General features: G+C 73.4%; 20 protein-coding genes and 1 pseudogene. 10 read left to right on the forward strand and 11 right to left on the reverse strand.

Features of this window, described 5'->3' with window-relative positions:
• Positions 1-91: 91 nt before the first annotated feature.
• The 3 genes and pseudogenes from Plo01_RS41405 to Plo01_RS27485 form a co-directional block, all read left to right on the forward strand.
• A pseudogene (locus Plo01_RS41405) lies at positions 92-280 on the forward strand (diguanylate cyclase domain-containing protein); the annotation flags it as partial.
• A gap of 96 nt (positions 281-376) precedes the next feature.
• The gene (locus Plo01_RS27480) at positions 377-769 is read left to right on the forward strand and encodes an anti-sigma factor antagonist (protein WP_203893581.1); all 393 of its coding nucleotides are present in this window, start codon (positions 377-379) and stop codon (positions 767-769) included.
• 109 nt (positions 770-878) lie between these two features.
• Entirely contained in the window at positions 879-3050 is a 2172-nt protein-coding gene (locus Plo01_RS27485) for an ATP-binding protein (RefSeq protein WP_203893582.1), read from the forward strand.
• A 46-nt stretch (positions 3051-3096) separates the two neighbouring features.
• Here Plo01_RS27485 and Plo01_RS27490 read toward each other — a convergent pair whose 3' ends face one another.
• A complete protein-coding gene (locus tag Plo01_RS27490; protein ID WP_203893583.1) occupies positions 3097-5877 on the reverse strand; it encodes an AfsR/SARP family transcriptional regulator in 2781 nt (926 codons plus the stop codon).
• A gap of 85 nt (positions 5878-5962) precedes the next feature.
• Between Plo01_RS27490 and Plo01_RS27495 the strand changes: the two genes are divergently transcribed.
• On the forward strand, positions 5963-6415 hold the full coding sequence (locus Plo01_RS27495; protein WP_203893584.1) for a carboxymuconolactone decarboxylase family protein: 453 nt from the start codon (positions 5963-5965) through the stop codon (positions 6413-6415).
• A 17-nt stretch (positions 6416-6432) separates the two neighbouring features.
• Positions 6433-6744, forward strand: a complete 312-nt coding sequence (locus Plo01_RS27500) for a hypothetical protein (protein WP_203893585.1) — start codon at positions 6433-6435, stop codon at positions 6742-6744.
• Positions 6745-6839: 95 nt separating this feature from the next.
• Here Plo01_RS27500 and Plo01_RS27505 read toward each other — a convergent pair whose 3' ends face one another.
• The 7 genes from Plo01_RS27505 to Plo01_RS27535 form a co-directional block, all read right to left on the reverse strand.
• The gene (locus tag Plo01_RS27505) at positions 6840-8624 is read right to left on the reverse strand and encodes an ABC transporter ATP-binding protein (protein WP_239317157.1); all 1785 of its coding nucleotides are present in this window, start codon (positions 8622-8624) and stop codon (positions 6840-6842) included.
• Between the two features lie 331 nt (positions 8625-8955).
• A complete protein-coding gene (gene tuf / locus Plo01_RS27510) occupies positions 8956-10122 on the reverse strand; it encodes an elongation factor Tu (protein ID WP_203893587.1) in 1167 nt (388 codons plus the stop codon).
• A gap of 282 nt (positions 10123-10404) precedes the next feature.
• Entirely contained in the window at positions 10405-11055 is a 651-nt protein-coding gene (locus Plo01_RS27515) for a response regulator (RefSeq protein ID WP_203893588.1), read from the reverse strand.
• Positions 11048-12223 carry a sensor histidine kinase gene (locus tag Plo01_RS27520; protein ID WP_203893589.1) on the reverse strand — a complete coding sequence of 392 codons (1176 nt, stop codon included), beginning with the start codon at positions 12221-12223 and terminating at the stop codon, positions 11048-11050. Before Plo01_RS27520 ends, Plo01_RS27515 begins: the two co-directional genes overlap by 8 nt.
• A gap of 3 nt (positions 12224-12226) precedes the next feature.
• Positions 12227-12922, reverse strand: a complete 696-nt coding sequence (locus Plo01_RS27525) for an ABC transporter permease (protein ID WP_239317159.1) — start codon at positions 12920-12922, stop codon at positions 12227-12229.
• Positions 12923-12934: 12 nt separating this feature from the next.
• A complete protein-coding gene (locus Plo01_RS27530) occupies positions 12935-13837 on the reverse strand; it encodes an ABC transporter ATP-binding protein (RefSeq protein WP_203893590.1) in 903 nt (300 codons plus the stop codon).
• A gap of 166 nt (positions 13838-14003) precedes the next feature.
• Complete coding sequence (locus Plo01_RS27535) at positions 14004-14819, reverse strand: aldo/keto reductase (RefSeq protein ID WP_275415427.1); 816 nt, start codon at positions 14817-14819, stop codon at positions 14004-14006.
• Between the two features lie 209 nt (positions 14820-15028).
• Between Plo01_RS27535 and Plo01_RS27540 the strand changes: the two genes are divergently transcribed.
• From Plo01_RS27540 to Plo01_RS27550, 3 genes are all read left to right on the forward strand, one after another.
• Complete coding sequence (locus Plo01_RS27540) at positions 15029-15226, forward strand: LuxR C-terminal-related transcriptional regulator (RefSeq protein ID WP_239317161.1); 198 nt, start codon at positions 15029-15031, stop codon at positions 15224-15226.
• A gap of 146 nt (positions 15227-15372) precedes the next feature.
• Positions 15373-15627, forward strand: a complete 255-nt coding sequence (locus tag Plo01_RS27545; protein WP_203889951.1) for a hypothetical protein — start codon at positions 15373-15375, stop codon at positions 15625-15627.
• Between the two features lie 225 nt (positions 15628-15852).
• Positions 15853-16893 (forward strand): aldo/keto reductase, encoded by a 1041-nt coding sequence (locus tag Plo01_RS27550; RefSeq protein WP_203893592.1) that lies wholly within the window; start codon positions 15853-15855, stop codon positions 16891-16893.
• A 76-nt stretch (positions 16894-16969) separates the two neighbouring features.
• On the opposite strand, the gene Plo01_RS27555 is transcribed toward Plo01_RS27550, so the two are convergent.
• Entirely contained in the window at positions 16970-19099 is a 2130-nt protein-coding gene (locus Plo01_RS27555) for an AfsR/SARP family transcriptional regulator (protein WP_203893593.1), read from the reverse strand.
• Between the two features lie 112 nt (positions 19100-19211).
• Here Plo01_RS27555 and Plo01_RS27560 point away from each other — a divergent pair, with 112 nt between their 5' ends.
• Positions 19212-20099: an alpha/beta fold hydrolase gene (locus Plo01_RS27560; protein WP_203893594.1), complete on the forward strand. Its 888-nt coding sequence runs from the start codon at positions 19212-19214 to the stop codon at positions 20097-20099.
• 4 nt (positions 20100-20103) lie between these two features.
• Here Plo01_RS27560 and Plo01_RS27565 read toward each other — a convergent pair whose 3' ends face one another.
• Both Plo01_RS27565 and Plo01_RS27570 read right to left on the reverse strand, forming a co-directional pair.
• A complete protein-coding gene (locus Plo01_RS27565; protein ID WP_203893595.1) occupies positions 20104-21960 on the reverse strand; it encodes a serine/threonine-protein kinase in 1857 nt (618 codons plus the stop codon).
• Positions 21957-23948: a serine/threonine protein kinase gene (locus Plo01_RS27570; protein ID WP_203893596.1), complete on the reverse strand. Its 1992-nt coding sequence runs from the start codon at positions 23946-23948 to the stop codon at positions 21957-21959. Before Plo01_RS27570 ends, Plo01_RS27565 begins: the two co-directional genes overlap by 4 nt.
• A 350-nt stretch (positions 23949-24298) precedes the next feature.
• Between Plo01_RS27570 and Plo01_RS27575 the strand changes: the two genes are divergently transcribed.
• Positions 24299-25175, forward strand: an 877-nt coding sequence (locus Plo01_RS27575) for an MCP four helix bundle domain-containing protein (protein ID WP_203893597.1), incomplete at its 3' end; no start/stop codon positions are given.

Below are 25175 nucleotides of genomic sequence, written 5' to 3' on the forward strand. Positions count from 1 at the left end.
CTGCCGTACGGCCTGCCGCGTGACGTGATGTGCGTCCTGAGCGGGCTGGCCACCGTGGTCGCGATGTTGTGCTCGACCGCGCGCCGCCCGCGAGGACACTCCGCTGACCCTGGCCCCGCTCGACCTGGACCGGTTCAAGCTGTTCAACGACACCCACGGCCACCAGGCCGGAGACGCGCTGCCGTCCGGCGCCGCCGCCAAGGAGTCCGGCCGCGACCGCACCGTGCGGGCGGAACCGCCCGCGGACGCACGTCCGGACCGGGCGTCCCTCACCGCGTGAACACGGTGAATTGCCCATATTTCAGGCGTTAGAAGCCTTTGTGGGGTGGTAGGCGAGCAAGTATCTGCCTTGCATCCACACGTGCTGGGGGCTCGCATGAGATTTTCTTCCCGGGACGACGCGCAGCTGAGCGTGGACTTGCAGGAGCAGGTCGGCGGGATCGTCATCGCCCGGGTGCACGGTGAGCTGGCGGTCGGCTCCGAACCGCTGCTGGGCGCGTACCTGGAGGCGCTGTGGGAGCGACCTGACCTGCGCGGTCTGGTGGTGGACGTGACCGAGGTGGGCTTCTGCGACTCGGTCGGCCTGGGAGAGCTGATCGGCGCCTACAACCGCTGCCAGGCGCAGACGGTGGCTTTCACGCTGGCCGGCGTGAACGGGATGGTGGCGCGGCTGCTGAACGTCACCGGCCTGCGCGCCACGTTCGCCGTCTTCCCCGACGCCGAGGCGGCCACGACCCATCTGGCCGCGAATCCCGAGACCGGCCGGTGACGACCGCCGAATCACTCGGGAGCCGGACCAGGACCGGGTGAACCGGATTCGGAAGACCCACATTGGGGCTGCCGGGTAGCACGTGGCCCGTGAGGGGGATGAAATCCCCGTGACAAGGTTGAAGACCTGGTCGCCGACGGGGAGCCCGGCCTGCGGCGACGACCACGAGGGCTCCGTGGCGGGCGCCGGCCCGCCGACGCCCGGCGGCCGCGCGGCGCTGCGCCGTACCGCGGCGTTCGCCGTGCTGCACCTGGCCGCGACGCTCGCCGGACGGCTCGAGCTGGCCGGCGGCGAGGTCTTCGGCCTGGTCTGGCCGGCGGCCGGAGTGGGGGCGCTGTGGCTGCTGGTGCAGCGGCACGAACGGTCCCGGTGGCTGGACGTGCTGACGATGGCGGCGATCTTCATCGCCGTCAACCTGCTGACCGACTCGACCTTGCCGTCCGCCGTCTTCTTCACCGCGGTGAACCTGGCGCAGATGCTGCTGTTCCTGCAGGTGATCGCCCGGGTGTGCCCGGATCTGTGGGCCTCCCGCCCGTGGGGAGGGCTCGAACGGGTGCGACACCTGTGGGGGCTGCTGGCGGCCGCGGCGGCGGCGGCGACGGTCGGCGCGGTGATCGTCCCCACCGTTCTGGGAGTGCTCACCGGCCAGTGGTCGGCCCCGAGCTCCGCGGCGTGGTGGGGGCGCAACACCGTGAACATGATGGCGATCCCCGCGCTGGGCCTGTGCCTGGGGCGCCTGCTCGACCGGCGGGCCCGTGCCCGGCGGCGGGTCTCACCGTGGCAGGCGGCGCGGACGGCGGCGGACCGGGCCGGCGGCTGGCGGATCATCGAGTTCTGCGCCCTGCTGACGGCGTCGGCGGCTGCCTACCTCGTGACGTTCGGCATCAGGCACGATCTGCCGCTGGCGTTCCTGCTGACCGCGGTGACCGTCTGGGCCGCCGTGCGGTTCGACACCACCCTCGTGGCCCTGCACAGCCTGATCACCGGAACGATCGCGATCGTCTTCACCATCTACGACAACGGCCCCTTCGCCGTCGTCGACTCGCCCGCCGCCCGGGTGCTGGTGGCGCAGGTCTTCGTCGGGATGATCACCGTGATCGGGCTGGCGCTGGCGCTCGGCCGCGACGAGCGGGACGCGCTGGACCGGCGGCGGGCCGCGGCCGAGAAAGAGGTCTCCGCCCAGGCCGGGATGTTGTCGGCGATCGTCGAGTCGATACACGACGGACTGGTCGTCATCGACGCCGACGGGCGGTTCCTCCTGAGCAATCCGGCCGCCCGGCGCCTGCTCGGCGTCGACGGCGTCGCGGGCAGCGTCGCCGACCACCGCCTGTCGTACCCCGACGGGACCCCCCTCCCGGTGGAGCGGATGCCGTACCGGCTGGCCCTGGCCGGGCACGAGGTCCGCGACATGGACGTGCTCGTGCGGGCCCCCGGCATGGCCGAGAACCGCCTGCTCAACGTGAGCGCGACCCGGCTGCCGGTGAACGACGGCGCGGCGGTCGTGGTCTTCCACGACGTCACCGAGGAGCGGCGGAACCGCGACGAGCTGGCGGCCTTCGCCGGTGTGGTGGCCCACGACCTGCTCAACCCGCTGACCACCCTCGACGGCTGGACGCAGATCCTGGCCGACGCGGTGGAGGCCGGGCCCGGCGACGGCGCGCCGGGCGAGGTGGGCATCAGCCTCGACCACATCCAGCGGGCGTCGTCGCGGATGCGGGAGCTGATCCAGGACCTGCTGGCGCACACCACCGCCCGGGACGCGCCGATCACCCCCGTCCCGATCGACCTCGGGAAAGTCGTGCGGGAGGTCGCCGCCGCCCGCGGCGACCTCCCCGAGGGCGCCGAGGGCGGCCAGGCCCCGATCTTCCACATCGGCGAGCTGGACGGGGTCCGGGCCGACCGGGCCCTGCTCCGCCAGCTGCTGGACAACCTGATCGGCAACGCGGTGAAGTACACCGCCCCGGGCGTCCGGCCGGAGATCACCGTCACCTCCGCGACCGAGCGGCCGGACTGGATCCGCGTCGAGATCGCCGACCGGGGCATCGGCATCCCGCAGGGACAGCACGAGGTGATCTTCGAGAACTTCCACCGGGCCCACCGGGGCGGCCCCTACACCGGCAGCGGGCTCGGCCTGGCCATCTGCAAGCGCATCGTCGAGCGGCACGGCGGCTCGATCGGGGTGGAGGACAACCCCGGCGGGGGCTCGCGGTTCCATTTCACCCTGCCCGCGGCCACCGCCCCCGGCGGGACGCCGCCCGCGGGCGAGAGCGAGACTCCCTGATCAGGAGGGGTCGTCATCGCCCGTACGGCCCCGGCGCCGCGCGGCCCTACCCGGCCAGTTCCAGGAGGGCCCGGACCTCCTCGGCCTCGGGCACGCCGAGCTCCCCGTAGAGATCCAGGGCCAGCCGCCCATGCTCGCGGGCCTCGCCGGAGTGCCCGAGGGCGAGGTGGGCGCGGGCCAGGCCGTCGTGGGCGCGGGCCCGTTCGGGCCGGTTGCGGGACGCGTCGGCGAGCGCGAGCGCGGCGGTGTGCTCCTCGATCGCCCGGCCGGGGTCGCCGGCCGCCTCGGCGAGCCCGTTGAGCGCGGTCGCCTCGTCGGTGGCGTGGCCGAGCTCCCGGTAGAGCGCGGCGGCCTGCTCGTGGCGGGCCCGCGCCTGGTCGAGGAGGCCCTGGTGGCGCAGGACGACGCCGAGATGGTTGAGCACCAGCGCCTCTCCGGCCGGATCGCCGATCTTGCGGTGGAGCGCCAGCGCCAGGTCGAGGTGCCTGCGGGCCTCCTCCGGGCGGCCGGCCCGGTCGAGGACGAGGGCGAGGATGCCCAGCACGTGGGCCTCGCCCCAGGTGTCGGCGCCGATCCGGGTGAGGTCGAGCGCCTGCTTGAGGTACTGCTCGGCCTGCGCGTCCTGCCGCCGGCGCAGGGCCACGTTTCCCAGGGTGAGCAGCGCCCGCGCCCGTTCGTCGGCCTCCCCGCACGCCTCCAGCGCCTGGTGGGCGTGCTCCTCCGCCCGCTCGTACTCGCCGAGCCGCCAGTAGGTCCACGCCAGGTCGGTGAGCGCCCGCTCCACGAACTCGTGGTGGCCGAATTTGCGGCTGCGCTGGAGCGCGAGGGTGTGGAGCGTGAGCGCGTCGTCGTGGTGCGCCTGCCGGTCGAGGTACGGGCGCATCGCCAGGGCCAGCATGCCCACGCAGATCTCGGGCCCGTGGACGGCGGTCGCGATGATGTTGGACCGCTCGGCGTCGAGCCAGGCGATCGCCTCGGCGGCGTCGCGGACGGGGGCGATCGGGGTGGTCGGCTGGGGGATGCCCTCCCGCTGGCCGACGCTGTGCGGGAAGAGCCGGTCTATCGCGGCGCGGGAGCGGTGCAGGTAGTAGGTGAGCAGCCGCAGGGCGGCGCCGTCGTCCTCGGCGATCGAGCGCGCGTGCTCGCGGAGCAGGTCGTGGAGGGTGTACCGGCCGGGTTCGTGCTGCAGGAGCATGTGGGCGTCCAGGAGGCCCTCCAGGAGCTCCTCGGCCTCCTCCTCCGGGATCCCGGCCAGCGCCGCCGCGCCGCGGGCGTCGATGTCGCGGCCGGGCGCCAGCCCGAGCAGGCGGAACATGCGCTGCTCCTCGGCGCCGAGTTGCTCGTAGGAGACGGCGAAGGCCGCCGACACCCCGTCCAGGAGCCGGCGCTGGTCCCGCAGCCTGTCCGCCAGATAGGAGACCGTCCAGCGCGGGCGGTGCTGGAGGCGGGCGGCCGAGATGCGGATGGCGAGCGGGAGGCTCCCGCACAGCCGCAGCACCTCGCGCACGGCGTCGGGTTCGTCGTGGGCGCGCTCGCCCACGATCCGGCGGAACAGTCCGGCGGCGTCCTCCTCGCCCAGCACGTCGACCGAGAGCGCGTGGGCGCCGTGCAGGTCGACGAGCCGCCGCCTGCTGGTGACCAGGACGAGGGTGTCGGACGCGCCCGGCAGCAGGGGGCGCACGTGGTCGGCGTCGAGGGCGTTGTCCAGTACGGCGAGCACCCGGCGGCCGGCCAGCTCGGCCCGCCACAGGGCGCTCCGCTCGACCGGCGTGGCCGGGATCAGGTCCGGGGGCACCCCGAGCTGGCGCAGGAGGGCCTCCAGCGCGGCGGAGGAGTCGACCGGCTCCCGGCCCGCCGTGTGGGCCTGCAGGTCGAGGAAGAGCTGCCCGTCCGGGTAGCGGCCGGCCAGCCGGTGGGCCGCGTGGACGGCGAGCGTGGTCTTGCCGATCCCGGCCATGCCGTCGATCGTGACGACCGCCGCCCCGTGCTCGCCCGCGAGCCGCTCCAGTTCGGTGGTCCGTCCGGAGAAATCCGGGATGTCGTAGGGGAGGAAGGAGCGCTGCGCCGCCGGCGGCGGCCCGGCCGGCCGGGCGGCGGGCGGCTCCGCGGCGGCGGCCAGGCGCAGCGCGGGATCGTCGGCCAGGACCGCCCGCTCCAGCTCGGTGAACGCGTGCCCGGGGTCCAGCCCCTGCTCCTCCGCGAGGGCGGCGCGGTAGGAACGCGCCGCGGCGAGGGCGTCGGCCTGCCGTCCCGAGCGGTGCAGGGCCAGGACCAGGTGGCCGTGGAGCTTCTCCCGGATCGGGTTGGCGGCCGCCTGGGCGGCCAGCTCGTCGAGCAGGTCGCCGTGGCGTCCGGCGGCGAGCTCGGCCTCCGCCAGGCGCTCGTAGGCCGACAGCCGCCGGTCGTGCCAGAGGTCCCGGACTCCGGCGACGTAGGCGGCGTGGACGTCCTCGAGGGCTTCGCCGTTCCACAGTCCCAGCGCCCCGCGCAGCTCTCCGGCCGCCACCAGGTCGGTGAACTCCTGGGTGTCCACCTGCCCCGGCGCCGGGTTCGCGACGTAGCCGCCGGCGCGCGTCTCCAGCAGCTCCCCGCCGCCCGCGCCGCGCAGCACCTTGCGTATCGCGGTGATGGAGGCGTGGATCTGCGATCGGGCGGTGTCCGGCTGGTCGTAGCCCCACACCGCCTCGATCAGGCGCTCGATGCTGATCACCCGTCCGGCGTTGAGCAGCAGGTAGGCCAGGACCGCGCGGTGACGTGGGGCGATGCCCGCCAGCGGCGTCTCGTCGACGATCACCTGGACGGGCCCGAGAAGCGTGAACCGCAGCATTGTCCCCCCATAGTCGTCGCATAGCGAATGTATCAACCCGGGCAGCCAACCTGATCTCACGCCAACAACGACAGAGGAGAACAAAATGGAAGCCCGGATGAAGAACCCCGCGACGATCATCCCCGCCGCCATGAAGCCGATCATGGAGCTGATGCGGGCCGCCCAGTCGCAGGGCCTTCCCCAGGAGCTCATGGAGATGATCCACCTGCGGGTCAGCCAGATCAACGGCTGCAGCTTCTGCGTCGACACCGGCCTGAAGAACCTGCGCAAGCTCGGCGAGAGCGACGAGCGCATCGGCCTGGTCGGCGCCTGGCGCGAGGCTCCGTACTACACCGACGCCGAACGGGCCGCGCTGGAGCTGGCCGAGGCCGCCACCCGGCTGGCCGACCGCGCCGACGCCGTCTCCGACGAGGTCTGGAACGACGCCGCCGACCACTTCGACGAGCAGCAGCTGGCCTCGATCCTGCTGATGACCGCCGTCACCAACCTCTTCAACCGGCTCAACGCCCCGATCCGGCAGATCGCCGGCTCCTGGTGAGCGAGGAAGACGTCACCGTGTCCGAGGAGGGAATCACCATGTCCGTCGTCCGCTCGCACCGCTACTCCGTCGCCCACGCCGACCTGGAGGAGTTCCTCGCCCGCCGGAACTCGCTGATCGCGACCGTCCGGGAGGGGCACCCCGGACTCACCCACGCCGTCCTCGTCCGGTTCGAGGACGGCACCTACACCGACACCTGGCACTGGGAGACCGCCGAGCAGATGGACGCCGCGCTGGCGGCCATCGCCACCTTCCCGGAGGCCCCGCTGGCCATGGCCCTCACCAAGGACGGCACCGTCCAGAACGGTCACGTCGTCGACGAACACTGACCCGCCGCGGGGAGTGCGGCCCGTCGCCTCTCCCCGCGGCGCGCCGAGGTCCGTCGGCCGGGATCCGTCGGCTGGAACCGGCCGGCTGAGACCGGTCAGCGGCGGAGCGCGTCCGGGGCGTCGTCGTCGACCAGGAACCCCCCGGACTGATGGCGCCAGAGCCGGGCGTAGGGCCCCTCGGCCTGGAGCAGCTCGCCGTGGGTGCCCTGTTCCACGATGTGCCCCCGGTTGAGCACGACGAGCCGGTCCATCCGGACGACGGTGCTCAGGCGGTGGGCGACCACGAGCGCGGTACGGCCCTGCATCAACTGCCACAGGGCTTTCTGGACGAGGATCTCGCTCTCGGAGTCCAGGGCGCTGGTCGCCTCGTCCAGCAACAGGATCGGGGCGTCGCGCAGGATGGCGCGCGCGAGCGCGACGCGCTGCCGCTGGCCGCCGGAGAGCTTGACGCCGCGCTCGCCGACCAGGGTGTCGAATCCGTCCGGCAGGGATTCGACGAACTCGGTGACGTGCGCCGCCCGCGCGGCCCGGAGGATCTCGGCGTCGGTGGCGCCCGGCCGGGCGAAGGCGATGTTGTCGCGCACGGACCGGTGGAACATGGCGGGTTCCTGGGGGACGTAGGCGATGAGGCTGCGCAGGTCGGCCTGGCGCAGCCGGGAGATGTCCTGGCCGCCTATCAGGATCCTGCCGCCGTCGATGTCCATGAGGCGCAGCAGCAGCCGGGTGAGGGTGCTCTTGCCGCCACCGGACTGGCCGACCAGCCCGATCTTGGATCCGCTGGGGATGTCGAGGTCCAGGTCGTCGAAGAGGGGCGGGCCGCCGGCGTACGCGAACCTCACCCGCTCGAAGCGGATTCCCGCGTCGGCCGGGCGCAGCGGCTGCGGGTCGGGCGGGTCCGTCACGGTCGGCGGGTCGAGGAGCAGTTCGGTGAACTGGGCCGCCTCGGTGAGCACGCTCTCCATGCGCCGGTATATCTGGTTGAACTCGAACATGATGCCGATCGTGTTCGAGTAGTAGGTGAACGTCACCACGATGGCCTCCACGCCGAGGCCGCCGCGGAGCCCCACCGCGAGGAGCAGGCCCACGGCGCTGGTGATCACCGACAGCGGGGCGACGACGGTGTCCACCCGGAGGTTGCCGTAATCCCAGGAGCGCAGGGACAACCTCTGCTGCTCGGCGATTCTCACCCGGTGTTCGGCGGCTTCGCGATCCTCGGCGGCGAACGCGCGGACCGTCTCCATGTTGGCCATCACGTCGGCGATGTGGCCCGACACCCGCACCTTGGCGGCCTCGCGTTCGTCGACCAGCGCCTGGCGGCGGCGGATGAGCGGGGCGACGAGGACGCCGGTCACGACGACGAGGCCCACCAGGACGAGGACCAGCAGCGGGTGGTACTGCCACAGCACCACCGAGGCGAAGACGATGGGCACCACCTTGGCCATGATCGAGAACGTGAGCGTGTCGGCGAAGTCCTCGAAGTTGGAGGAGAACCCCAGCACCCGTTTGGTCAGCGATCCGGCGAAGTTGTCGTGGAAGAACGCGGCGTCCTTGGAGAGCAGCTCGTCCATGCCCGTCATGCCGAGCCGCTCGATGCCGCGGGCGTCGGTGCGGTTCAGGAAGTGCAGCCCGAGCCGCCACAGCACCTCGCCCGCCAGCAGCAGGGCGGCGAAGCCGAGCACGTAGGGCAGCAGCGCGTCGAAGGAGCCGTCGCCGCCGTCGGCCAGACGTCCCACCAGCCCGGCCACCAGCAGCGGCGCCAGGTAGAACAGGCAGATGTTCCCCATCGCCGGCAGGGTCAGCGCGGGCACCGTGACGCGCCACTGGCGCTTCAGCTCACCGCAGTAGTAACGCAGTGCCAGCAGAACCGCAGATTTCCGCACGGATGGACTGTTTTCGGAATTCCCAAATGAGCTGGTTACCGCCATTCATCCTCCCCGATGCCGACGTCACCCCGACCATGTTTCCGCAGGGGACGCGGCGAGAGCGAACGATTTTCCGGCCACCCCGTCCGTAACACGAATAATGGATATCTGCCGCTTTATCGCATCGAAGTATTGATTCCAGTGGATCGCCGAGCCCGGCCCGTCCTGGCCCAGAACACGGACCGGAACACGGACCCGGGAACGGACCCGGGAACGGACCCGGGAACGGACCCGGGAACGGACCGCGCGGGACGGATGGATCCGTCCCGCGCGGTCCGGCGGCGAGCGGTCAGTCCTCCACGGTGAGGACCGTGCCCGCGCCGACCGTGAGCCCGCCCTCGCGGATCGCGAAGCCGAGCCCCGGCTCGACCGCCACCGCCTTGCCCAGCTCCACCGACACCTCCACGGTGTCGCCGGGCCGCGCGGGCGACGGCAGCGTCAGCTCACCCGGCACGTCGGTGGTGCGCAGGTAGAACTGCGGCCGGTACCCGGAGGCGATCGGCCTGCGCCGTCCGCCCTCCTCCGCCGTGAGGAGGTACAGCCGGGCGGTGAACGACCGGTGGGCGCGCCGGCTCAGCGGAGCCGCCAGCACCATGCCGCGCCGTACCTGCTCGCGCTTGACCCCGCGCAGCAGGACGGCGGCGTTGTCTCCCGCCTCGCCCCGCTCCATCGTCTTGCCGAACGTCTCCACACCGGTGACCACCGCCGTGAACCCGTCGCCGAACCCGACGACCTCCACCGTGTCGCCCACGCGCACGGCGCCCCGCTCGATGGCGCCGGTGACGACCGTGCCCCGGCCGGTCACCGTGAGGACGTTCTCCACCGGCATCAGGAACGGCGCGTCCACGTACCTGACCGGCACGGGGATGTGGTCGTCGACCGCCCGGAGCAGCGCCTCGATCGACGCCGTCCACGCCGGGTCGCCCTCCAGCGCCCGCAGCCCGGACACCCGCACCATCGGCACGTCACGGTAACCGTGCTCGGCCAGGAGGTCCTGCAGCTCCAGCTCGACCAGGTCGGTCAGCTCCGGGTCGGCGCCGTCGGCCTTGTTGACCGCGACGACCAGGTGCTCGACGCCCACCCTCCGGGCGAGCAGCACGTGCTCCCTGGTCTGCGGCATGATGCCGTCCTGGGCGGACACGACGAGGATCGCGCCGTCGAGCTGCGCCGCACCCGTGATCATGTTCTTCACGTAGTCGGCGTGCCCCGGCATGTCCACATGCGCGTAGTGGCGGGTGGCGGTCTCGTACTCGACGTGCGAGATGTTGATCGTGATGCCCCGCTGGTGCTCCTCCGGGGTCCGGTCGATCCGCTCGAACGGCGTGTACGTCGCCTGGCCGCGCCCGGCGAGCACCTTGGTGATCGCGGCGGTCAGCGTGGTCTTGCCGTGGTCGACGTGGCCCATCGTGCCGATGTTGAGGTGCGGCTTGTTACGCACATAGGCCTGCTTGGCCATGGATTCTCTTCCTTGATCTGCCTGGATCCGTCGTGACCCGTCTCGGGCCGGCAACCTCCCCCCGCCGGGTCACGTCGGACTTACGGGAAGAGGTCAGCGCTCCAGGCCGTCGCAGACACGCTCGAACACACCCGCGGCGGCGGGTGTCACGAGGCGAGCGTGCCGGGACATGATGACCATGGTGGCCTGATCAGCAGCGGCGGGCAACGGATTATTCCGCGGCTCCCGGCGCCCGTACCGCCTGCGCCGCCCGCGCCGCGATCCGGGGCGCGGCGGGCCCGGTCAGCCGTCGCCGAGGGTGAGCAGGCCGCGCCGGAAGGCGGTGGCGACGGCGGCCGCGCGGTCGTTGACGCCGAGCTTGGTGTAGATGTGCAGCACGTGGCTCTTGACCGTGGCCTCGCTGATGAACAGGCGTGCGGCGACCTCGCGGTTGGTGGCGCCGTCGGCGATGAGGTGGAGGATCTCCAGCTCGCGGGCGCTCAGCGGGTCGGCGGGGGTGCGGACCTGGCCGAGGAGGCGGGTGGCGACCGACGGGGACAGCACGGCCTCGCCCCGCGCCGCCGTGCGCACGGCCCGGACGAGCTCGTCGCGGCCGGTGTCCTTGAGGAGGTAGCCGGTGGCCCCGGCCTCGATCGCGGGCATGACGTCCCGGTCGGTGTCATAGGTGGTCAGCACCAGCACGCGGGCCGCGACGCCCAGCCGGGCGAGTTCCTTGATGGCCGCGACGCCGTCCGTCCCGGGCATGCGCAGGTCCATGAGGATCACGTCCGGGTGCAGCGTCCGCGCGAGCTCGACGGCACGGGCGCCGTCGGAGGCCTCGCCGAGGACCTCGAAGTCCGGGTCGCCGGTGAACATGCCGCGGATGCCGTCGCGGACGATGGGGTGGTCGTCGGCGATCAGCAGCCGGATGGGGGTCCCGGGGCTCTCAGGCACGGGCCACCGCCGGGACGCTCGCGGAGATCGCGGTGCCCGAGCCGGGCTCGGACTCGATCTCCAGCGTGCCCGCCAGCCGGCTCACCCGCTTGCGCATCGCGGTCAGGCCGAACCCCCCGGCCTCGCGGACGCGCTCCGGATCGAATCCGGCGCCGTCGTCGCGGACGTCCAGGGTGATCGTGTCCTCCATGTACGACAGGGTCAGCCCGACCCGGGACGCGCCGGCGTGCTTGGCCGCGTTGGCCAGTGCCTCCTGCGCCGTCCGCAGCAGCGTCTCCTCGACCTCCGGATGCATGGGACGGACCGTACCAGTGACGGTGAAATCCGCACGCACCCCGTTGAGCTCCCCCCATCGGGTCACCACGTCCTCCAGCGCCTCGGGCAGCGGCGCCGCCTCCAGCTGTCCGGGACCCACCGCGTGCACCGAACGCCGGGCCTCGGCGAGGCTCTCGCGGGCCAGCCGTACCGCGTTGTCCACATGGCGCCGCCAGTCCTCGGCCTGCTTGGCCGCCTGGAGCTGGGTGATGATGCCGGTCAGGCCCTGGGCGAGGGTGTCGTGGATCTCTGCCGCCATCCGCTGCCGCTCGTCGAGCACGCCCGCCTCGCGGGCCTGGACCAGCAGCTGGGCCTGGAGCCCGGCGTTCTCCCGCATGGCCTCTTCGAGCCGCGTCACCATGCGCCTGCGCTCGTCGCTCCGCTCGGCGGTGACCTCTCCGACGAAGCTGAACAGGCTCACCCCCGCGACGATGGCGGCGGTGAAGAACAGGTAGGTGAAGATCGAGGACGGGGTGGGCCCGGGCGGACCCCCGCCGTAGGCCACGACGCTGATCGCCGCCGTGGCGCCCACTCCGGCCAGCCGCCACTTCCCCTTCAGGTACTGCCAGGAGTGGAGGAATCCGGTGAAGCCGAAGAAGCTCGCGAACCATACCCCTTGGGTGCAAAGCGCGCCGATCAGGACCACCAGCCCGGCCACGTAGACCGCGCCGCCGGCCACGCCCCGCGGCATGAACCGCATCCAGGCGGCCGCGAGAGCGGTGAGGCCGAGCGTGATCCAGGGGTTTCCGCCGGTCAGCAGGGAGAGCACCGTGGAGATCACCAGCAGGACGTACGGCGCCGCCGCCATCTGGCGCTCCAGCATCCGTTCCCAGCGGTCGAGCCGGCCGGTCATCCGTCACTCCCAGCGGAAGAACTTGGCGGCCGCGATGCTGACGACCAGGGCGTAGCCGGCCAGCACACCCAGCAGCAGGGGGCTGGGGGCAGCACCCGCCCAGACCTCCCGCATGCTCTGCCCGAAAGCGCCCAGAGGGGTGTACTCCCCGATGCGGGCCACCATAGCGGGCATCTGATCCTTGGGCTGCATGAGCCCGGCGAGGTAGGCCATCGGGAAGTACAGCAGGACGCCGATCCCGTTGGCGGCCCGGCCGTTGGGCGCCAGCGCCGCGATGAGCAGGCCGATCGCGAACATGCTGGCCGTACCGAGCAGGAACACCAGCGCGACGTACGGCACCCGGGTGGGCAGGTGGGCGCCCAGGACGGTGCCCGCGACGGCCAGCAGCAGCCCGCAGGCGGTCACCGCGAGGATGAGCTGCAGGATCAGCTGCACCACCAGCAGGTTCCCCGGGCGCACCGGCGTGGCGGACAATCTGCGCAGGATCCCCCGCTCGCGGTAGGTGGCCAGGGTGGTGGGCAGCAGGTACAGGCCCACCATCCCCACGGCGATGGCCAGCGCCATCGGCAGCAGCACGGTGTCGCCCGGCTCGATCGAGCTTCCGAACACCACCAGGATGAACAGCGGGATGAGCAGCGAGAACAGCGCCCCGGGCTCCCGGGTCAGCAGCTTGGTCTCGACGGCGGCGAGCTTCATCATGATCAGATTCCTTTACTCGAAGGACCGGCCGGTCAGGGCGGCGAACGCGTCGTCCAGGGTGCGCTTGTCGAGGCGGAGGTCGCCGACCAGGACGTGGTGGCGGGCCAGGTGCGCGGTCACCGCCGTGGCGAAGTCGCCCCGGCCGGTGACGATCACCCGGTTCCCCTCCCGGGACACCTCGATCACCTCGGGCAGGTTCTCCAGACCGGCCACGCCGCTCGTGTCCCCGGCCATCAGCGTGAACCGCATCCGGTGCTCGCCGCCGACCAGCCCGGCCGGGGTGTCGATCGCCACGACCTTGCCGCGGTTGAAGACGGCGACGCGGTCGCACAGCTCCTCCACCTCGTCCATGAAGTGGCTGACCAGCACCACCGTCACACCGCTCGCCCGGACCCGCTTGACCAGCTCCCAGGTGGTACGGCGGGCCTGCGGGTCCAGGCCCGTGGTCAGCTCGTCCAGGAAGGCCACCTTCGGGTTGCCGACCAGTGCCAGCGCGATGAACAGCCGCTGCTGCTGGCCGCCGGACAGCTTGCCGAAGCGGGCGTCGCGCTTGTCGGCCAGCCCCCACTCCTCCAGCAGCTCCCGCCAGTCGCGCGGGTCGTCGTAGAAGGAGGCGTACATGTCGAGCGCCTCCCACACCTTGATGTTCTCCGGCAGCTGGGTCTGCTGGAGCTGCACCCCGATCTGCTCGCGGACCTTGCGCGCGTCCTTGACCGGGTCGAGCCCGAGGACCCTGATCGACCCGCCGTCGGGCCGCCGCAGGCCCTCCACGCACTCCACGGTGGTGGTCTTGCCGGTGCCGTTCGGCCCGAGGATGCCGAAGATCTCACCCTCCTCCACGGAGAACGACACCCCGTCCAGAACGGTCAGGTCCGCGTACTTCTTGCGGAGGTCTGTGACTTCGATGACTGCCATGGATCAAGGATCTTCCGCCCGCGTCCGGGGCGAATCGACCTGCCGGCCATCGTCGGCGGCGAATGGTGATGACCCGGGAATCCACCGAACGGTTGATGCCGCCGGGGAGCCGTGCCGTGCTTCCACGGTCCCGGCCGGGAGCCCGGTTCCCAGGGAAACCCCGAGGTCAGTCTCCGAGCTCCGCGAGCTCCGCGAGGTCTTGGGAAGTCAGGCGGATCCGGCCCGCCCCCGCGTTCTCCTCCAGGTGTTCGAGGGAACCGGTGCCGGGGATGGCGAGCACCGCGGGTGAGCTCGCCAGCAGCCAGGCGAGGGCGATCTGCGCGGCCGTCGCCCGGTGACGGGCCATGACCCGCGCCAGCCGCGCCGCGTCGATCGGGCGACGGCCGCCGCCCAGCGGGAAGAACGGGACGAAGGCGATTGCGGCCTCCTCACACTGGGCCAGCAGCTCGATGCCACCCCGGTCGTGCACGTGGAAGCTGTTCTGCACGGCCGCCACCGGGGCGATCGCCCGCGCCTCGGCCAGCTGGGCGGCGTCGACGTTGCTGACGCCCAGATGCCGGATCAGTCCCGCCTCGCGCAGCTCGGCGAGGGCCGCGAACCGGTCGGCGACCGACTCTCCGCCGGGACCGGTCATGCCTCCCACGCGCTGGTAGACGAGGTCGAGCCGGTCCACGCCGAGGCTGCGCAGGTTCTCCTCCACCAGGCCGCGCAACCGGTCCGGGCCGGCCTGTCCGCCCGGGACCCCGCTGGAGCCGAACAACGGCCCCACCTTCGTCGCGATCACCAGGCCGTCCCCGTGCGGGGCGAGCGCCGTACGGATCAGCTCGTTGGCCGCCACCCCGCCCCGCCGGTAGAACCACGCCGTGTCGATGTGGTCGACGCCCAGTTCGACCGCGCGGCGCAGCACCGCGACGCCCGCCGCCGGGTCGCGGGCGGGCCCCTGGAACGTCCCGGCCGGGAGCCGCATGGCTCCGAAACCGATCCGGTGGACGGGGAGGTCCCCGCCGAGCGGGAATTCCCCCGAGAGCGCCCATCATCGACCGGCGGGCGGTGATCCTCGCCGGTCGTGACGCGGCGGGTCCCCGCGAGTTCACCGTGACCACCCTGCCCACAGTGGTCGGGGGCGTGTACGCCCTCTTCCAGGCGGCCTGAGAGAGCGCCACCGACCTCATCGCCTACCTCGACGGAGACGTGCCCCACATCGACGCGGACGGCCTGGCGGTCCTCCGCGCCCTCGGCGCGGGACACACCGACGAGACCGCGGCCAGGCAGCTCGGGCTCTCCCTGCGCACCTACCGGAGACGGGTCGCGGAGCTGATGGCGAAGCTGGAGGCCGACTCCAGATTCCAGGCCGGACTCCGGGCGGGCGGGCTCGGACTCACCGGGTGACCGGTGGCCCGCTGATCCACCGCCGATCACGTCATGCCCCGGGGAGGACGGGCTGCGAAAAAAATCGTGGAAGTCGCTGTAACCATCCGGCCGGAACGCCCCTCTTATCTGACGAACCGGCACGAACGAAGACAAGGGAAACCCCGATGAGCGAGTTCTACGTCACCACCACCGACTACTACGACACCGATGGCGACGGCGGCACCGACGTCCAGCTCATCGACACCGACGGCGACTACGTGGCCGACGAGGAGCGCTACGACACCGACGGCGACGGCGTGACCGACGTGGTCTACCTCGACCACAACGGCGACGGCTACACCGACGAGGTGCGCGTCGACCTCAACGGCGACGGCGTCTCCGACTACACCGAGTACCAGGGCCCCTTCCCCACCGCCTGATCCCGCGGGACGTAGCGGATGTCCCCGCGGGTAGCGGTCAACCCCCGCGGGTAGCGGTCAACCCCTGCGGGTAGCGGACGATCCCCGCAGGACGTAGCGGACATCGCGCCGCCCACGGCGCTCGCGGTCTACGGAGGGATGCAGGGACTGCGGCTCCGGCCCCGGAGCACCCCATGACCCCGGCGCCCCGGACCGCCCCATGACCTCGAAACCCCGGAGCACCCCATGACCCCGGAAGACGCCGGAACCCCGGACCGCCTGACGATCCCGGGAAGCGTCGGAGCCTCGGACGGCCCCGTGCCCGCCGGAGGCGCCGCGTCCCTGGGCCGCAGCGGGGTGCGGGTCACCGCGCTGTCCTTCGGCGGCGCCGCGATCGGCGGGCTGTACACGCCGGTCCCCGCCGAGCGGGCGGCGGCGACCGTACGGCGCGCGCTCGACCGGGGCGTGCGCTATCTCGACACCGCGCCGCACTACGGCGCGGGCCGCGCCGAGCGCCGGCTCGGGGCGGTCCTGGCGGCCGAGCCGCCCGGTTCCTACGTCGTCTCGACCAAGGTCGGCCGTCGGCTGGTGCCGTCGGTCCCGGGCGAGCCGCCCGAGTCCGACGGGTTCGCCGACCCGCCCCCGCTCCGGCGGATCTGGGACTGGAGCGGCGACGGCGTCCGGCGCTCCCTGGAGGAGTCCCTGGAGCGGCTGGGCCTCGACCGGATCGACGTCGTCTACCTCCACGACCCCGACGAGCACGAGGCCGAGGTCTACGCCTCCGCCTACCCGGCCCTGGCCGCGCTGCGGGACGAGGGCGTGGTGGGCGCGATCGGGGTCGGGATGAACCAGACGGCCATGCCCGCCCGGTTCGTCCGGCGGCTCGATCTCGACGTGGTCCTGTGCGCGGGCCGCTACACCCTGCTGGACCGGTCGGCCGAGCAGGACCTGCTCCCGGCCTGCCTGGAGCGGGGCGTGTCCGTGGTGGTCGGCGGCGTCTACAACTCCGGTCTGCTGGCCGACCCCCGTCCCGGCGCCCGCTACGACTACGCGCCCGTCCCGGAACCGCTGCTGGCGCGGGCGCTCCGGCTCGGTGAGGTGTGCGCCGAGTACGGGGTGCCGCTCCGGGCCGCCGCGCTGCGCTTCCCGCTGCGCCACCCAGCCGTCGCCAGCGTGCTCGTCGGCTGCCGCTCCCCCGAGGAGGTCGACGACAACGCCGACCTGTTCGGCCGTCCCGTCCCGGAAGCCCTCTGGGACGACCCGCGCCTCGCCGCCGCGGCGATCTGAAACCGCCCGCGCAACCGGCCGGACCGTGCAACCGGCCGGACCGTGCAACCGGCCGGACCGTGCAACCGGTGCGGGATCAGCGGAGAGCGGCGGCGAGGTCGTCCAGGCAGCGGGAGACGGGCCCCAGGGTGAGCAGGCCGCTGCCCGCCCCGGCCAGTTCCGCCGCGGCGGGGGCGAGCGCGGCGAGGGCGCGTTCCATCGTCTCCCGGTCCCCGACGGCGACGGCCGCCCGCGCCACCAGGCACCACATGGCCTCGAGCAGCAGGTCGCGAGGTGGATCCGGGACCCGGCGCAGCGCCGCCACGACCTCGCCGCGGCGATCCCGGACCGGCGCGGCCCCGCCCCGACCGTCCCGGGCCAGCAGGACCAGCGGGCGGACCCAGGGTTCGTACGGCCCCCAGTCGGCGTCCTCACCGGCCTGGACGGGCAGCGCGTGCCGCAGCCTCAGGCACAGCAGCGCGAGCGGCAGCAGGCCGCGCTCCAGCCCCGGCATGCCGGCGCCGTCCAGCGGGGCGGCGGCGTCCCGGTAGGCCGCCGCCACCTCGGTGACCGGCGCCCCGCCGGTCGCGTCCAGCCGCAGCGCCCGGTACCAGCGGGTGAACACGCCCACCAGCGGCAGCTCGTGACTGCCGGCCAGGCGGTCAGCGGCCGCCGCGTGCCGGTCGGCCGCGGGGAAATCCGCGAGCGCGCCGCGGGCCTGGACGCGGACGAGGTGGCCGAGCACCTCGTAGGTGACCAGGCCGTGCCGGGCGGACAGGGCGACCAGCTCGGCTCCGATGTCGTCGCGGCGCGGCGCCAGACCGGCGCGGTGGAACGTCTGCATGAACACGCCGTTGAGGGCGAACGCCAGCAGCGCGGGATCGGCCAGGCCGCGGGCGATCCGCTCGGCCTCCCGGGCGGCCTCGGGCCCGCGCGCCGAGGACGTGCCCCGCGACTCCAGGGCGATCGTGGTCAGCAGCCGGGCCCGCGTCGCCGGATGCGCGCCGGGCGGGAGAGCGGTCAGGGCGCACTCGGCCGCCGCCACGATCCGCGCCGCCTGCCGCGGGTCGTCGGCACGGGTCCAGATCGCCGGGACGTCGTACATGCCGATCACGCGGGCGGTCAGCTCCGCGTCGCCCAGTTCCTCGGCCGCCGCGATCGCCGCGACCCGGTGCTCGCGGGCCTCCTGGAGGCCGCCTCCCCCGGTCACCGCGAGAGCGCGCAGCAGGCCGACCGCCGACTCCAGCCGGACCCGGGCGGCCGACGGCACGCTGCGGTCGTAGGCGGCGGTCGCCCGGGCCCACACCCGCTCCGCCGCCCCGCCGGGCCGGGAGGCGGGATCCAGACCGGCGGCGTGCTGAGAGGAGGCGGGATCCAGACCGGCGGCGTGCTGAGAGGAGGCGGGATCCAGACCGGCGGCGTCCTGAGAGGAGGCGGGATCGAGAAGGACGGCGTCCTGAGAGGGGGTGGGGTCGAGGTGGGCGGCGTGCCGGAGGATGTCGGTCTCCAGGCGGCGGAGTCCCGGGCCCGGGTCCACTCCCAGTTCCCCGACCAGGAGCGCGCGGGCGCGGCGCAGCACCGCGAGGGCGTCGCCCTGGCGGCCGGCGCGGTACAGCGCCAGCGCCAGCAGCCGCCAGGCGTCCTCGCGCCAGGGGTGCTCGGCCACGTGCGCGTCCAGGTCCGGCACCGCCTCGGCGGCGAGCCCCAGGGACAGGCGGGCCTGTGCCCGGCGCTCGACGGCCTGCAGCCGCAGCTCCGCCAGGCGCGCGCGCTCCGCGCGGGCCCAGTCCTCATCGCCGAACTCGGCGTAGGCGGGTCCGCGCCACCACCTGAGCGCCTCCTCCAGTGCCGCCAGCGCCTCCTCGGGCGGCAGCGTCGCCGCGGCGGCCACGGCCCGCTCGAAGCGCCAGGCGTCCACCGTCGGGGGCTCCGCGCGCAGCGCGTATCCCGGCCCCTCGGTGACCAGCAGCCGGGCCGGGGCCCGGGGCGGGCGCTCCGGCTCCAGGGCGCGGCGCAGCGCGGCCACGAAGGTGCGGACCGCGCCCACCGCGCCGGGGGGAGGGTCGGTCCACAGATCCTCGACCAGGCGGGTGACCGGGACGACGCGGCGTCGGGCGATGATCAGGCGGGCCAGCACCGCGCGGTGCCGGGGCCCCTTCAGCTCGACCGGGGCCCCGGTGCCGTACCAGGCGGTCACCGGCCCCAGCACCCCGAACACGACTCGCACCCCTGCCCCTCCTCCCGGGACGCCGCCCAGGTCACGGTAGCGCGCTCATCGGATGCTCATCCGCCCCCGGCAGTCTGAGGTCATCCCAATCACCCATGGAAAGAGCGGAATCATGACACCTGTCATCCCCGGCTTCGACTACCGGCGCGTCCCCGTCGCCGACGGCGTGTCGCTGAACGTCGCCGTCGCGGGTTCGGGGCCCGCCGTCGTGCTGCTGCACGGCTTCCCCCAGACTCACCTGATGTGGCGGCACGTCGCCGCCGATCTCGCCGCCGATCACACCGTGATCTGCCCCGACCTGCGCGGTTACGGCGCCAGCGACAAACCCGGGGACACCGGCGCCGCCTACGCCAAGCGCACGATGGCCGCCGACGTCGTCACGCTGGCCCGCGCCCTGGGACACGAGCGCTTCGCGCTGGCCGGGCACGACCGGGGCGCCCTGGTCGCCTTCCGCGCCGGCCTCGACCACCCGGCGGCCATCACCCACCTGGCCTGCCTCGACGTGCTGCCGACCCTGGACATGTGGGAGGTGATGCACGGGACGACCGCCGCCGTCGGCTTCCACCTCTACCTCATGGCCCAGCCCCCGGGGCTGCCCGAGCAGATGATCGCCGCGAGCGCGGACGCCTTCTTCGGCCACTTCCTCGACATCTGGACCAACGACCCGCGGGCCATCCCCGCCGATGTCCGTACGGCTTATCTGGACGCCTCCCGCGCGGCCGTGCCCTCGATCGTCGCCGACTACCGCGCCTCCGCCACCGTCGACGTCGACCACGACCGGACCGACCGGGAGGCCGGCAACCGGCTGCGGATGCCGGTCGCCGTGCTCCAGCAGGACTGGGGCGCCGCCCTCGGCTTCGACGCCGCCGCGCTGTGGCGCGCCTGGGCCCCGGACCTGCGGCACACCACCGTCGCCTGCGGCCACTTCATGGCGGAGGAGGCCCCCGCCGACATCACCGGGGCCCTGCGCGATCTCCTCTCCCGCCGGGTTCCCGCCTGACCGGTCACCGGACGAAGTGCGGCACCCACCGGTTGAGGTCGGCCTCCGGCACGTCCGCCAGCCGCCGCACCTCCCGGCCGCGCCTGTCGATCGCGATGACCCGGTACGGCCGCGCGCTCCGGTCCAGCAGGAGCACGTGCTCCTCGTCGTACCAGCCGTAGACGATCTGCGAGGGCGCCGAGAACCTGCCGCGGGCCTGGCCGGTCGCGGCGTCCCAGGCGCAGAGCGTGGTCCCGTCGTCCGGGCAGTGAGTGATGATCTTCTTTCCGGAGGGGGAGAACGGGTCTCCGAGGGTGGCCGGCTCGCCGATGCCGCGCAGTTCCCGCACGAGCCCGCCGTCGGCGGCGTGGAAGCGCACCCCCGTCCGCGACGCGCGCGCGACGGCGGCCCCGTCGGGGCTCCAGAAGTAGCCGTCGGCGGCGTCCGCCCCGGCGTCGGCGGGGACGTCGACGGCGGTCGCGGTCCGCGTCCCCGCCTCGACGATGACGAACCCGCGGGGCCGCCGGTCGTCGCCGTCCCCCTCCAGCGCGGTCAGCAGGATCTTCCGCCCGTCCCTGGACCAGCGGGGATACCACGCGCCGACCGGCTTGCGCGTGGTGCGGACGGTCACCTCGTCCCCGGCGCCGGCGACGGTGACGTGGTCGTCGGGGCCGTCGGCGAACTTGCTCCAGGTGATCAGGGCCACCCGGCCGGCGTCGGGTGAGGCCACCGGCTCCCGGTCGTGGGCGACCAGCCGGAAGCCGCCGCCCGGGGCGCGGGCGTAGGCGCGGCGCGAGCCCGTGCCCATCGCCAGGTAGGAGCCGAGCCGGACCGGGTCCTCCTCGCGTTCGTGCAGCACGACGCCGGTTCCCGGGAGCTTCAGCGATCTGGCGGGGACGGCGCTCGGCACGGGCGCGGGCGCGGACGGCGGGGCGCTCTCCGCCCGGCCGTACAGGATGACCGTCCCGGTGAGCAGCGCGGCGGCGGCCAGGCTCGCGCCCCCTGCCGGCACGCGCCGCCGATTCCCGGCTCGGGCGCCGCCCGCCCGGGAGGCGATGGCGCTCGCCTCGTCCAGCAGGTCCCGGTGCGGAAGCGAGTGGCCGAGCAGCCTGAGCAGGGCCTCGGTCGCGGTGGGCCGCCGGGCGGGGTCCTTGGCCAGGCACGCCGCCACCACCTCGCGCAGCCGCGCGGGCAGCGGGGGCAGATCGGGCTCGCGGTGCAGGATGCCGTACAAGATCGCGGCCGGGGAGGGGCCGTCGAACAGGGGGCGCCCCGTGGCGGCGAACACCATGGTGCCGGCCCAGGCGAACAGGTCGGCGGGCGGCCCGACCGCCTCGTCGCGGAACTGCTCGGGCGCCATGAACGCGGGCGTGCCCATGATCTCACCGCTGGAGCCGGTGGCCTCCAGCACCCGGGAGATGCCGAAGTCGATGACGCGCGGCCCGTCGGGGCCGATCAGCAGGTTGCCCGGCTTGAAGTCCAGATGGACCACGCCGGCCCGGTGGATGGCGGCGAGCGCGGCCAGCGCCCCGACCGCCAGGCGGGACAGGCGCGGATCCGTGACGGGCCCGTGCCCGGCCACGGTCGCGGCCAGGGAGACGCCTTCGACGTACTCGCCGACCAGGTACGGCGTGGGCCCCTCCGTGCCCGAGTCCAGGATCCGCGCGGTGCAGAACGAGGCCACCCGGCGCAGGATCCGGCCCTCGGCCAGGAAACGCTCCACGGCGGCGGCGTCGTCCAGGCGGTGCAGAACCTTCACCGCGACCCGGGAGCCGTCGGCGGCCAGGCCCAGGTAGACGACCCCCTGCCCGCCGGCGCCGAGCCTGCCGAGCAGGCGGTAGCCGCCGACGCGGTCGGGGTCGCCGGGCCGCAGCGGGATCATCGGACGGGGGCGAAGTCGAGCATGAAGTCCAGCGCCAGCTTCCCCTTGGGGACGTCGGCCAGGATCCGCCGGACCGTGCCGTCGAAGTCCACCACCTGATAGCGGTTCCCCTCGCCCCGGGGATTCATCACGATCAGATGGTCCTCGCCGAACCACGCCAGCGGCTGGGCCACGTCCGCGGACGTCCCGGAGGGGACGACCGCGACACGGTCGCCGGTGCGCGCGTCGTAGACGCACACGCTCTTGGGCTCGCCCACGCAGACGGCGAAGAACCGGCCGCCGGAGGGGGAGAACCAGTCGCCCCGGGTGAAGGCCGGGCCGATCTCCTCCGCCGACCGGCGGGTCAGCTGCCCGGACAGGGAGTACCACAGCGCGTGCAGGGTCTCCGGGCTGCGGGGGTCCGGGGCGGCCACCCTGGCCACCTCCTGACCCCCGGGCGCCCAGGCGAACGAGCCGATGTCCGGGCCCTTGCCGAGCTTGATCTCCGTGGCCGTCCTGGTGGCCGGGTTGACGATGGCGAAGCCCTGCTCCGTCGGCTTGTCGTCGTCGCCGCCGAAGTCGAAGAAGGTGAGCAGGAGCCGCCCGCTGTCGGCCGACCAGACCGGGGCCACCACGCCGAGGGGTTTCCGGCCGACCTCGACGTCGAACTCCTCGCCCGTCGCGCGCCGGACGAAACGCACGTGATCGGTTTCCACGTCGGAGAACTTGCTCCAGCTGATCATCGCCGTCCACACCCCGTCCGGGGACTGCACCGGCTGGTAGAGCTCGTCCACCTTGCGGAATCCGGTCCCCGCGGCGTCGCGGACGTACGTGGCGGTGGTGGCGTCCATGTATCCGGCCAGCCGTACGGGGTCGGCCGGATTCTCCCTGAGCTCGGTGCCCAGACCGGGCAGCTCCACGTTCCGCGTGTCCGGCGGGACGCTCTGCGGCGACGGGACGGCCGTCGGCGCGGAGGGGGGTCCGGACGGGGACGCGGAGGCCGCCGGGGCGGCACGGCCGGAGGCCGGATCACCGCTCTGCCGCGACGTGCCGGAGAAGGACGTCAGCACGATCGCCGCCACCGCGCCCGCACCGAGCACCGCGGCCCCCGCGAGCACCAGGGTCCGGCGGCGGGTTCCCCGGTGTCCGCCGGGAGACTCGCCCGGTCCCGGTCCCGGTCCCGGATCCGCACCCGCACCCGGTTCCCGCGCGCCCGCTCCGAGTGCCTGCGCCACCTGCGCGGTGTCCTGCCCCACCAGTCGGAGCAGGACCTCGTCCGCGGTGGGCCGGTCACCGGGGGCGGACGCCAGGCAGGCGGCGACGACGTGCCTCAGCGGTTCCCGCAGGACCGCGGGATCCCCGGGGACGGCCGCCTCCACGGCGCCGCCGGGCGCGTGCCCGGTCGGATAGCGGCCGCTCGCGGCGCCGCCGGGAGCATGACCGGGCGCGCCTCCGGCCGGATACCGGCCGGTCGCGGCGTAGACCATGGTGGCCGCCCAGGAGAACAGGTCGGCGGGCGTTCCCGGGCCTCCGGCCGCCGCTGCCGGCCGGAGGCCGACCAGCCGCGCTCCGTCAGCGGCGAGCAGGACGGTTCCGGCGCTGATCCGCAGGTGCGCCGCTCCGCTGCGATGGATCACCGACAGCGCGGTCACCGTGGCGATGGCCAGGCGGTGGAGCTCGTCCCCGTGCAGCGGTCCGCGCTCGCGCACGTGCCGTTCCAGGCTCGGTCCCGCGACGTGCTCGCTGACGAGGTACAGCCGGCCGTCGTGGAACCCGGTGCCGAGCACCTGCGCGATCCCGACGGCGGGTATGCGGCGCAGGGCCTCGGCCTCGACCAGGAACCGCAGGACCTCCGGATCCGCGGGATCCCTCTCCGCGCCCGCGAGCCAGACGACGACCTGATCCCCGCCCGCGTCGCGGGCGAGGAGCGTCTCCCCGCCCTCTCCGCTGTCCGCGCTTCCCAGCGTGCCTACGACCCGATACTCGCCGATGGAGGGGGTGTCTGCCACGTCGGCTCCCCGTGCGTTGGTCCGTGACGTGCGATACGGAGATAATCCGCGACAAGTCGGGCTGCCGCAACGGCGTCCGGGATGTCCAACCGCCCTAGCGGAGCAGTACGGGGCGCGTTCCGGCCGCGACGGCGTCCGGGACGTCCAACCGCCCTGCCGGGGCGGTACGGCCACCGGCCGCGGGCGCGTTCCGGCCTCGACGGGAGCCGCCGCGCCGGTCCTCGCGAATCGCCTCCCCCGTCGGCTCATGTACCGGCGGCCGTTGCCGATGAGACGTCGTAACTCTTCTGCCTTCCGTTATCCCGCTGCGTTCCCGCAGCTCATCGATCTCGTGCTGGAAGGACCTGATCGTGAACGACTCCACCGCCGGCGCTGCGGGCGCCGCGGTAACCGTACGCCGGAACCCGTTGCTGGGCTGGTTCGCCGACCGCCGCATCAGCACCAAGATCCTTATCGCCATGCTGCTCATGGCCGTCATGGGCGCGAGCGTCGGCGCGGTGGCGCTGACCCGCATGAGCGCGCTGAACGACGACATGAACACCATCAAGCAGGGCAACGTCGAGCGTCTCGTGCACCTCAGCAACATGCGCGGCAACATGGCCGACATGGTCGACGCCACGCTCGGCTACAGCACCATCCCGGACCCTCAGATCAAGGCCGAGGCCAAGAAGAACATCGCGGACTACACCGCGGGGGTGACCCGCGAGTTCGAGGCGTACCGGGCCGCCGCCCCGTCGGACCCCGCGTGGCAGCGGGCCGTGACGGACTTCGACAAGGCGTGGGAGCAGTTCCAGTCCCTGCGTGACGCCGTCGTCCTCAGCGAGGGCCAGCCGGCGGAAGCCACTTCTCCCGCCGAGATCAAGCAGATGGTCTCCGAGTTCGGCGCCGTCACCGCCGCGTTCAAGGACGCGCTCGCGCGGCTGGCGGAGTACGAGCAGCAGGCCACCGGTGCGATGACCGCCGCGGCCGCCGACGAGTACGAGAGCGCCCGCACCTTGATCATCGCGCTGCTCTGCGCCGGTCTGCTGCTCGCCCTCGCGATGGCGCGGGTCTTCTCCCGCCAGATGGCGCGTTCGATGGACTCGCTCTCCCGGGCGCTGGAGGCCACGGCCGAGGGTGACCTGACCCGGACCGCCGAGGTGCTGTCCCGTGACGAGATCGGGCAGATGGCGGTGGCGGTCAACCAGGCCAACTCCGCCATCCGCGAGGCCGTCGGCGCGCTGGCTT

This window comes from Planobispora longispora, from assembly GCF_016863135.1.
Classification (GTDB): domain Bacteria; phylum Actinomycetota; class Actinomycetes; order Streptosporangiales; family Streptosporangiaceae; genus Planobispora; species Planobispora longispora.

Coding starts and splice junctions, on each gene's coding strand:
- Plo01_RS27480 (WP_203893581.1), top strand. CDS start 377: ATGAGATTTTCTTCCCGGGACGACGCGCAGCTGAGCGTGGACTTGCAG.
- Plo01_RS27490 (WP_203893583.1), bottom strand. CDS start 5,877: ATGCTGCGGTTCACGCTTCTCGGGCCCGTCCAGGTGATCGTCGACGAG.
- Plo01_RS27495 (WP_203893584.1), top strand. CDS start 5,963: ATGGAAGCCCGGATGAAGAACCCCGCGACGATCATCCCCGCCGCCATG.
- tuf (WP_203893587.1), bottom strand. CDS start 10,122: ATGGCCAAGCAGGCCTATGTGCGTAACAAGCCGCACCTCAACATCGGC.
- Plo01_RS27520 (WP_203893589.1), bottom strand. CDS start 12,223: ATGACCGGCCGGCTCGACCGCTGGGAACGGATGCTGGAGCGCCAGATG.
- Plo01_RS27525 (WP_239317159.1), bottom strand. CDS start 12,922: ATGATGAAGCTCGCCGCCGTCGAGACCAAGCTGCTGACCCGGGAGCCC.
- Plo01_RS27530 (WP_203893590.1), bottom strand. CDS start 13,837: ATGGCAGTCATCGAAGTCACAGACCTCCGCAAGAAGTACGCGGACCTG.
- Plo01_RS27545 (WP_203889951.1), top strand. CDS start 15,373: ATGAGCGAGTTCTACGTCACCACCACCGACTACTACGACACCGATGGC.
- Plo01_RS27550 (WP_203893592.1), top strand. CDS start 15,853: ATGACCCCGGAAGACGCCGGAACCCCGGACCGCCTGACGATCCCGGGA.
- Plo01_RS27560 (WP_203893594.1), top strand. CDS start 19,212: ATGACACCTGTCATCCCCGGCTTCGACTACCGGCGCGTCCCCGTCGCC.
- Plo01_RS27565 (WP_203893595.1), bottom strand. CDS start 21,960: ATGATCCCGCTGCGGCCCGGCGACCCCGACCGCGTCGGCGGCTACCGC.